Source organism: Streptomyces sp. NPDC058877, from assembly GCF_042742855.1.
Lineage (GTDB): Bacteria > Actinomycetota > Actinomycetes > Streptomycetales > Streptomycetaceae > Streptomyces.
In genome coordinates, this window is record NZ_JBHYMF010000268.1 from 1 (window position 1) to 7973 (window position 7973).

The 7973-nt window shown below is 71.8% G+C and carries 7 protein-coding genes; 3 read left to right on the top strand and 4 right to left on the bottom strand.

What is annotated here, in order from left to right; genetic code table 11:
* Positions 1-34: 34 nt before the first annotated feature.
* Entirely contained in the window at positions 35-256 is a 222-nt protein-coding gene (locus ACFW2Y_RS33315) for a hypothetical protein (protein ID WP_384886715.1), read from the bottom strand.
* Positions 257-284: 28 nt separating this feature from the next.
* Positions 285-1562, bottom strand: coding sequence for an anion permease (locus ACFW2Y_RS33320; RefSeq protein WP_384886718.1), 1278 nt, complete (start codon positions 1560-1562; stop codon positions 285-287).
* A gap of 367 nt (positions 1563-1929) precedes the next feature.
* Here ACFW2Y_RS33320 and ACFW2Y_RS33325 point away from each other — a divergent pair, with 367 nt between their 5' ends.
* A complete protein-coding gene (locus tag ACFW2Y_RS33325) occupies positions 1930-3057 on the top strand; it encodes an alpha/beta hydrolase (RefSeq protein ID WP_384886721.1) in 1128 nt (375 codons plus the stop codon).
* Between the two features lie 99 nt (positions 3058-3156).
* Positions 3157-4611 carry a hypothetical protein gene (locus ACFW2Y_RS33330; protein WP_384886723.1) on the top strand — a complete coding sequence of 485 codons (1455 nt, stop codon included), beginning with the start codon at positions 3157-3159 and terminating at the stop codon, positions 4609-4611.
* A gap of 8 nt (positions 4612-4619) precedes the next feature.
* Here ACFW2Y_RS33330 and ACFW2Y_RS33335 read toward each other — a convergent pair whose 3' ends face one another.
* Positions 4620-5021, bottom strand: coding sequence for a VOC family protein (locus tag ACFW2Y_RS33335; protein ID WP_384886726.1), 402 nt, complete (start codon positions 5019-5021; stop codon positions 4620-4622).
* A gap of 58 nt (positions 5022-5079) precedes the next feature.
* Positions 5080-5970, bottom strand: coding sequence for a neutral zinc metallopeptidase (locus ACFW2Y_RS33340; RefSeq protein ID WP_384886729.1), 891 nt, complete (start codon positions 5968-5970; stop codon positions 5080-5082).
* A gap of 283 nt (positions 5971-6253) precedes the next feature.
* On the opposite strand from ACFW2Y_RS33340, the gene ACFW2Y_RS33345 reads away from it, so the two are divergent.
* Positions 6254-7852, top strand: coding sequence for an ABC-F family ATP-binding cassette domain-containing protein (locus tag ACFW2Y_RS33345; RefSeq protein WP_384886732.1), 1599 nt, complete (start codon positions 6254-6256; stop codon positions 7850-7852).
* The last annotated feature ends 121 nt before the right edge of the window (positions 7853-7973 follow it).

A 7973-nucleotide genomic window follows, 5' to 3' on the forward strand; every position in this document is an offset into this window, starting at 1 on the left:
GGTGCGGACCGCCCGGCCGAGGTACCGGGGACCGTCAGGCGACGATCAGGTAGATGCCGTACGCCACGGCCGCCAGGCAGAGGCCGAAGCAGGCGTAGGCACTGGTGCGGGCGAGGACGGTGGAGCCTCCCCGGGTCACGGCCTCCTCCTGCTTGGAGAGGGCGACGATGCCGAGGGTGAACAGGCCCACGAGGGCGACGGTCGCGACGAGGCTGATGCCGAAGACGGAGCCGAGAGCTGCCCAGTCGATCTTCATGTGCGGGGTTCCAGTTCCGTGAGCGCGGTCAGACCGCGGTGGCGGGAGCCGGGGGGGCGGCCGGGTCCGCGGGGTTCGGGGTGGGGATGGTGGCCTTCAGGTCCTCGTCCGCGACGGCGGCGACGGAGCCGGCCGGCGGCGGGGTCACGGCCGCGATGGCGGTGGTGACGACGCCCGCGGTCTCGGTCTCGTCCTTGGCCTCGGTCTCGACGTCGTTGACGTTGGTGTGGTCGACGACCTGGCGGCGGGAGAGCAGCCAGATGCCCAGGCAGGAGGCGACCAGGAAGGTCGCGACGGTGTACACGCCCCAGTCGCCCTGGCGGGCCACGAACTCGGCTCCGGCGGCGACCAGGCCGGCGGCCGGCAGGGTCAGGCCCCAGGCGACGAACATGCGGGTGGCGGTCGACCAGCGGACGACGCCGCCCTTGCGGCCGAGTCCCGCGCCCATGACGGCACCGGAGACGGAGTGCGTGGTCGAGAGGGAGAAGCCCAGGTGGGAGGAGGCCAGGATGACGGTTGCCGCGCTGGTCTGGGCGGCGAAGCCCTGCTGCGGCTGGAGGTCGGTGAGGCCCTTGCCCATGGTGCGGATGATGCGCCAGCCGCCCAGGTAGGTGCCGAGCGCGATCGCCGTACCGGCGGAGACGATGACCCAGAGGGGAGGGTTGGAGCCGGGGGCCAGAACGCCGCCGGCGACCAGGGCGAGCGTGATGATGCCCATCGTCTTCTGGGCGTCGTTGGTGCCGTGGGCGAGGGAAACGAGGCCGGCGGAGGCGATCTGGCCGGCGCGGTAGCCCTTCTCCGTCGTCTTGCGGTCCGCCTTCTTGTCGAGGCGGTACGTGAGGCGGGCGGAGAACATCGCGGCCAGGCCGGCGACCAGCGGGGCGGCGAGGGCCGGGATGAGCACCTTGGTGACGACGACGTCGCCGTGGACGCCACTGATGCCGATCGAGGCGACGGTCGCACCGATGAGGCCGCCCATCAGGGCGTGGGAGGAGCTGGACGGCAGACCGACCAGCCAGGTCACCAGGTTCCAGAGGATCGCGCCGACGAGCGCGGCGAGGATCACTTCGGGCTGGATGCCCTCTTCGTTGACCAGTCCCTTGGAGATCGTCTTGGCGACCTCCACGGACAGGAACGCTCCGACGAGGTTCAGTACGGCGGACATGGCCACCGCCGTCTTGGGCTTGAGCGCACCGGTCGAGATGGTCGTGGCCATCGCGTTGGCGGTGTCGTGGAAACCGTTCGTGAAATCGAACACGAGAGCTGTCACGACCACAATGGCGAGCAGCAGCGTGATGTGTTCCATTTACCCAGGCAATCGTTTGACGTCAGTGGCGCGTTGAACTTAGGCAACCTGGGTGAACGGAAGGTGAACTGGGTCGGGCGACGTGGTGTCCCTATCTGGTGTCAAGAGATTCCGCTTGAGTGCCCCCGGTCCCCGGTGTCCACGATGCGGTCACCTTGTGACCGCTGGTAACCCCTTTCCTTTCGGGGTGCCCGTGCCTCACCCCGGGCTGCTTCCCCGCTTCTCGGTCCCGCTGCCCGGACGGAGGTGGACGACCCGGGGGGCCTCCTGGAGGAGACCCATGTCACGCCCCGGAGCCCTCCTCCGCTTTCCCTCCGTCGGTGCCCGTCGGGTGGCAGCCCCCCGTCACCCTGCCGAGACTGGGAGCGTGCGCCCGGCTACAGCGACGGCAGCGGCCGTCACCACCCTGATCGGTGTCGGTGCGGCTGCGGTCGCAGCCGGCCGGTACGCCAGCGACGTCGCCCTCAGGGCGCCGTCCGGACGACCACTGCCCGGAGACCCCAGGCTCACCGTGCACGCCACGGGACCCGAGCGGATCACCCTCACCCGCAGCCTCGCCTCCCTGCGCCCCGGCACCTACGGGATGGAGGCACCCGGCCTGCACGCCGTCCTCGGCCCCGTCCTCGACCGGGTCCCCCACACCGCCGACACCGTCGTCCGCCGCCTGGAGCGGGTCGAACTCGGAGTGCTCGGGCCCGGTGCCCGCGTCCGGCTCACCCCGCAACTCCACCGCGGCACGCCCACCGGCGCCCTCGGGCTGGCCCACGAGGACGTGGAGATCCCCAGCGAGCTCGGACCCCTGCCCGCCTGGCTCGTCGGAGGGCCCCGCACCACCTGGGTGATCGCCCTGCACGGCCTCGGCACCACCCGTGAGCACCCGCTGAACCTCGTCCCCTTCCTCCATCTGCGCAAGATCCCCGTCCTCCTCCCCGCCTATCGGGGCGACGAAGGGGCGCCGGCCTCCCCGGACGGCCTTGCCCACCTCGGGGACTCCGAGTGGCGGGACGTCGACGCGGCCATCCGCTACGCCGTCCGCCGCGGGGCCCGGAAGGTCATCCTGCACGGCTGGGGGACCGGAGCCTCGATGGCCCTGCGGGCAGCCGCGGAGTCCGGAGTGCGCGACCGGATCAGCGGCCTCGTCCTCGACTCTCCGGTGCTGGACTGGGAGGCCACCCTCCGCAACCTCGCCGCGGCCCACCACGTCCCCGGCCTCCTCCTGCCGCTCGCCGTCCGCGCCGCCCAGGCCCGCACGGGCCCGCACGGAGACCGCCTCGCCGCCGCCTCCTCACCGGACGCGCTCCACGTGCCGGTCCTCCTCTTCCACGGCCCCGACGACACGATCGCCCCCTGGGAGTCCTCCGTGGAGCTCGCCGCCCGCCGTCCCGACCTGGTCAGCCTGCAGACCGTGCGGCAGGCCCCGCACGCCTCGATGTGGAACGCCGACCCGGTCCGCTACGAGGAATCCCTGCGTCGCTTCCTCACCCCCCTGCTCTGACGCCCCTTTTCCGCCGGGGACGGGCCGCCGCGGCGCCCGTTCCGACGGGGCCTCCGATTCCGATTGGGCTTTCGGGCCGTCAGCGGGAAGACTGCCCCCGTGACGTCTCGAAAGCCCGATGAACCATTGGTGCGCAACTCCAGACTCCGACTCGTCCGCCCGCAGGCGCTGGCCACCGCTCGACGGGCCGTGGCGACCCGACGGACCCGGCCGGCGCCGAGGCCCCCCGAGGGCACTCCGCCCCGGGCGGAGCTCGCCCGTCAGGCCCGGCAGGTGCTTGCCGATGCCGTACGGATCGCCCGCTGGGTCGCCGTCGAGCGCGGGGCCGACGTGGTGCCCCGGACCGGCTCCGGCACCGTTCCCGTCGAGGAACGGGTCGCGACCGTGCTGGACCTGACACCCGGCCAGATCCGCGCCGGCTGGGACCGCGCACGGCTCGCCGGACTCGTCGAGCTCCACGGCGACACCGCCCGCCCCGGCTGGCGGCTGCACGCCTGGGACCGTGACGACTCCGCCGTCCTGCGCGGCTGGGTCGCCCTCTTCGACGCCTGGTCACTGGTGCACCCGGCCCCCGAGGGCGTCGCCCCGAGCGCCGTCGCCGAAGTCGTCGAGGCCGTCCCGCAGGTGCTCTCGCTGCTCCAGCTCTCCCAGGGGCCGGTTCCGGTACCCGCCCTCCTCGACCTCCTCGGCCAGCGCGTCGAGGAGCTCCGTGGAGAACGCTGCGAGGTGCCGCCCGGCTCCGGGGAGGGGGAGGGGGGCGAACCCGCGCTCGACCGGGCGACCGACCGCGCCTCCGGAGCCGCGGACGCCCCGGCCGGCGACGGGCTCCCGGCCCTCCTCGACTGGGCCCTCGAAGGCTTGGCCTCGGTCGGCGCGCTGACCCTGGAACCCGGTGCGGCGGAGCGCCAGGCCACCCTGACCCCCCTCGGCAATTGGGCGGTCTGGGTCAAGCTGGAGCAGATCTGCGTTGCCGCGCAGAGTCCCGCGGGCAACATCGAGCAGTCCGCCGGGGACATGCTCCGCGGCTGCGCCCGGCTCACCCCCGGTCCGGCCCGCGACGAGTACCGCGCCTGGCTGGCCGCCCGCACCCTGTCCAGCGCCGTGAGTGAACTGCTGACCGTCGCCCGCGGTGAAGACGCCCTCCTGCGCGGGCTCGCCTTCGAGGCGCTCAGGGTCGTCGGTGCCCCGGCGGAGGCCGAGGTGCGAGCCACCGTCGCCGAACCCCCGTTGCGCCCCTACGCCTTGTTGTGGCTGGCCGAGTACGAGGGGGCCGATCCCGACGACGCCCAAGAGGTGCTGACCCGCGAGGAGTTGACCTGGCTCTGGGTGGACACCGCGGCGGCCGTCGCCGACCACGGCGAGAGCGAGCTGCTCGTCCGCCACCTCGACTCCGCCGTGCAGGGCAATGTGCCGGCACTGCTCGAAGAGGTGCGCGCCGTCGGCCACCCCCGTACCGTCCAGGTCCTGGTCGCCCTGGCCGCGGCGCATCCGGACCCGGCCCTGGCCAAGGCGGTCCGGCGGGCCGCCTTCCAGGTCCACACCGGCGGGGCCTGAACGCCGGACTATCCGGCCACGCCGGGGGCGTACGTGCCGAAGCTCCACACGTTGCCCTCGGCGTCACGGGCCGAGTAGTCCCGCGAGCCGTACTCCTGGTCCGTCGGCGGCATCACGATCTCCACGCCCTGCGCCACCGCCCGGGCGTGGTGCTCGTCCACGTCGTCCACGCGCACGTACACCGTGACCGGCCCACCGCCGGCCACGAGCTGGTCGAAGTCGGTGCCGCCGCCCTTGCTGCCGAGCATCACCATTCCGTTCCCGTACGACAGCTCGGCGTGCCTCACCCGGCCGTCCTCGCCCTCGTACACGGCGCGTTCGGTGAAGCCGAAGCCCTCCGTGAGCAGCGTGACCGCCGCCTTCGCGTCCTCGTACCGCAGCGTCGGGCAAATGTCGGGTGTCCCGGCCATCCCGACCACCTCCTCTCGATGTGACCTGGATCTCAGTCTTGCAGTCGCCACTGACAACTCAGCGGAAGGTGTTGCACCGGGCCATGTCGCCGGTGCGGTAACCCTCGTAGAACCACTGCTGTCGCTGGGCCGCCGATCCGTGCGTCCAGCTCTCCGGCGTCACCCGGCCCTGGAACTTCTCCTGGATCCGGTCGTCCCCCACGGCCGCCGCCGCGTCCAGGCCGTCCTGGATGTCCTCGTCGGTGAGTCGCGTCAGCAGCGGCCGGCCGGTCTTCTCGTCCGGGGTGGTCGTCGCGTGCCGCGCCCACACCCCGGCGTAGCAGTCGGCCTGGAGCTCGACGCGCACGGCGTTGGAGCCGGCTCCGGTCCGTCCGTCCTGGGCGCGGCTCAAGGTCCCCATCAGGTTCTGGACGTGGTGCCCGTACTCGTGCGCCACCACGTAGGCCTGGGCGAAGGGGCCGCCGCTCGACCCGAACGTGGTGCGCAGCTCCTCGAAGAAGCCGAGGTCGAGGTAGACGCGACGGTCGCCGGGGCAGTAGAAGGGGCCCACGGCGGAGGTGGCCGCCCCGCAGGCGGTGCCGACCCGCTGGCTGAACATCACGGTGGTGGCGTTCGCGTAGTCGCCGCCCCGGCGCGGGTACTCGCTCCGCCAGTAGTCCTGGACGCTGTTGACGACGGCGACGATCCGGCAGTCCTGGCGCGCGTTGGCGTCCGCGCCCGTCTTGCAGCTCTGGTCCACCTGGGTCGCGGACGAGGAGCTCGCGACCGGTTGGTCACCGCCGGAGGAGAGCCCGAGCTGGTCGGGGCCGACGCCGAAGAACAACCCCAGGACCAGGGCGACGAGGCCGATGACGCCGCCGCCGACGGTCGCCCTGCCGCCCGGGATGCGGCTGTTCCGGACGTCCCGCACCTCCGAGGTGTCCAGATCGGCGTCGTCGTCGAACTGCACGGTCCACCACCCTCCGCGTCACCGTCGCGGCAGTGGCCGCCGTCCTGCGCCGAGTATCGGACGACCTCGTGCGCACCGCCCCTTTTCTAGGGCATTGGCGGGAACATCGGAAAGGCGCCATCCCGTTCCCCTGTCGCGCATGGCCGAAAACCAGTTGCAGGGGCCCGTTAGACTGGCCCCATGGACAGTCTTCCCCGGGACACCCTCCCCTGGGTGCATTAGCGGCGTCGCAGCCCGTCGCCAGTCGTCCCTTCCGTCGTTCCCACTGCCCTGGAGTCTGTCCGTGATCACCGCTTCCGGTATCGAGCTGCGCGCCGGCGCCCGCATCCTCATCGAGTCCGCCTCTTTCCGCGTCGCCAAGGGCGACCGCATCGGCCTCGTCGGCCGCAACGGAGCGGGCAAGACCACCCTCACCAAGTGCCTCGCGGGCGAGGGGCAGCCGGCCGGCGGCACCATCACCCGCTCCGGCGAGGTCGGCTACCTGCCACAGGATCCGCGCACCGGTGACCTCGACGTCCTGGCCCGCGACCGGATCCTCTCCGCCCGCGGGCTCGACGTCCTCATCAAGAAGATGCGGATGAACGAGGAGCGCATCGCCAACGGGACCGGAGCCACCCGCGACAAGGCGCTGCGGCAGTACGAGCGCCAGGAGACGGAGTTCCTGACCAAGGGCGGGTACGCGGCCGAGGCCGAGGCGTCCACGATCGCAGCCGCCCTCGGCCTCCCGGACCGGGTCATGGGTCAGCCGCTGCACACCCTCTCCGGCGGTCAGCGCCGCCGGGTCGAGCTCGCCAGGATCCTCTTCTCGGACGCCGACACCCTGCTCCTCGACGAGCCCACGAACCACCTCGATGCCGACTCCATCGTCTGGCTGCGGGACTACCTGAAGACCTATCGCGGCGGCTTCATCGTCATCTCCCACGACGTCGACCTGGTCGAGACCGTGGTGAACAAGGTCTTCTACCTGGACGCCAACCGTTCCACGATCGACGTCTACAACATGGGCTGGAAGCTCTACCAGCAGCAGCGCGAGGCCGACGAGAAGCGCCGCAAGCGCGAGCGGCAGAACGCCGAGAAGAAGGCCGCGGCCCTCAACTCCCAGGCCGACAAGATGCGGGCCAAGGCCACCAAGACCGTTGCCGCGCAGAACATGGCCAAGCGTGCCGAGCGACTGCTCTCCGGCCTGGAGGCGGTGCGCGCCTCCGACAAGGTCGCCAAGCTCCGCTTCCCCGAGCCGGCGCCCTGCGGCAAGACCCCGCTGACGGCCGAGGGGCTCTCCAAGTCGTACGGCTCGCTGGAGATCTTCACCGATGTGAGCCTCGCCATCGACAAGGGGTCGCGCGTCGTCATCCTCGGCCTCAACGGTGCGGGCAAGACGACCCTGCTGAGGCTCCTCGGCGGCGTCGAGGCACCCGATACCGGCGAGGTCACCCCGGGCCACGGCCTGAAGCTCGGCTACTACGCCCAGGAGCACGAGACCCTCGACCCCGAGCGGACCGTCCTGGAGAACATGCGTTCGGCCGCGCCCGACCTCGACCTGGTCGACGTGCGCAAGACGCTCGGTTCCTTCCTCTTCTCCGGCGATGACGTCGACAAGCCGGCCGGGGTGCTCTCCGGCGGTGAGAAGACCCGGCTCGCGCTCGCGACCCTGGTCGTCTCCTCCGCCAACGTGCTGCTCCTCGACGAGCCCACCAACAACCTGGACCCGGCCAGCCGCGAGGAGATCCTCGGCGCGCTGCGCACCTACAAGGGCGCCGTGGTCCTGGTCACCCACGACGAGGGCGCCGTGGAGGCGCTCGACCCGGAGCGGATCATCCTGCTCCCGGACGGTGTGGAAGACCTGTGGGGTGCGGACTACGCGGACCTGGTGACCCTCGCCTGACGCTCCGGGCAGGCCCTTCGGGGCGGGGTGATCGTTCTGCACTGGATCATTCGGCTCATGGGTGATCCATCATCTGAGTGAGGACATCTCGTACCTCCCGGCGCGGTGCCCGGTCGAACCC